General features: G+C 67.1%; 2 pseudogenes. Both read left to right on the forward strand.

The window, feature by feature from the left end:
- A pseudogene (locus tag I5G_RS22640) lies at window positions 1–813 on the forward strand (DNA gyrase C-terminal beta-propeller domain-containing protein); the annotation flags it as partial.
- An 88-nt stretch (window positions 814–901) separates the two neighbouring features.
- Window positions 902–1,039 (forward strand): annotated as a pseudogene (locus I5G_RS25455) (DUF3566 domain-containing protein); the annotation flags it as partial.

The following is a 1,039-nucleotide window of genomic DNA, read 5'->3' on the forward strand; positions in this document are numbered from 1 at the left end:
CTGCTGTTCTTCACGAACAAGGGCCGCGTGTACCGCTCGAAGGCCTACGAGGTTCCCGAGGCGGGTCGGGATGCCAAGGGCCAGCACGTCGCGAACCTCCTCGCGCTGCAGCCCGACGAGGAGATCGCGCAGATCCTGGACATCCGCGACTACAACGTCGCGACGTACCTCGTGCTCGCCACCCGCAACGGTCTCGTGAAGAAGACGCGCCTCGACGAGTACGACACCAACCGGCAGGGCGGCGTGATCGCCATCAAGCTCCGCGGCCAGGCCTCGGACGACGGCGAGGATGCTGAGCAGGGTGCGGCCGACGAGCTCGTCAGCGCTCTGCTGGTCGACGAGGGCGACGACATCCTCCTCATCAGCCGCCTGGGCATGTCGCTGCGGTTCTCCGCCACCGACAGCGCGCTGCGCCCGATGGGCCGCTCGACCTCGGGCGTGAAGGGCATGGACTTCCGTGCCGGCGACAGCCTCCTCTCGGCATCCGTCGCCAAGGACGACGAGTTCGTCTTCATCGTCACGGAGGGCGGCTACGCCAAGCGCACGTCGGTCACCGAATACCGCATGCAGAACCGCGGCGGACTGGGCATCAAGGTGGCCCGTCTGACCGAGGATCGCGGCGTTCTCGCGGGCGGTCTGATGGTGTCCGAGGGCGACGAGGTCCTTGTGGTTCTTGCCAGCGGCAAGGTGGTACGCTCCTCCGTGGCCGAGGTGCCTGCGAAGGGTCGCGACACGATGGGAGTCGTGTTCGCCCGTGCCGGAGGCGATGATCGCATCATCGCGATCGCCCGGAACAGCGAACGAAACCTGGCCGAGACGACGGAGACGGCACCCGATCCGGCCGCGCCCGACGCGGCCGAGACCGCCTCCTCTTCGAGACCCCCGAGGAAAGTACTGACGCATGAGCACGGTAGCCGACAAACTCGCCAAGAAGTCGACCCACAAGACCTCGGCCAAGCAGGTGCGTCTGCGCCTGGTCTACATCGACTTCTGGTCCGCCGTGAAGCTGTCGTTCCTGGGCGGCGTCGCGATCGCCATC

The sequence above is a fragment of the Microbacterium sp. B19 genome (assembly GCF_000333395.1).
Classification (GTDB): Bacteria; Actinomycetota; Actinomycetes; order Actinomycetales; family Microbacteriaceae; genus Microbacterium.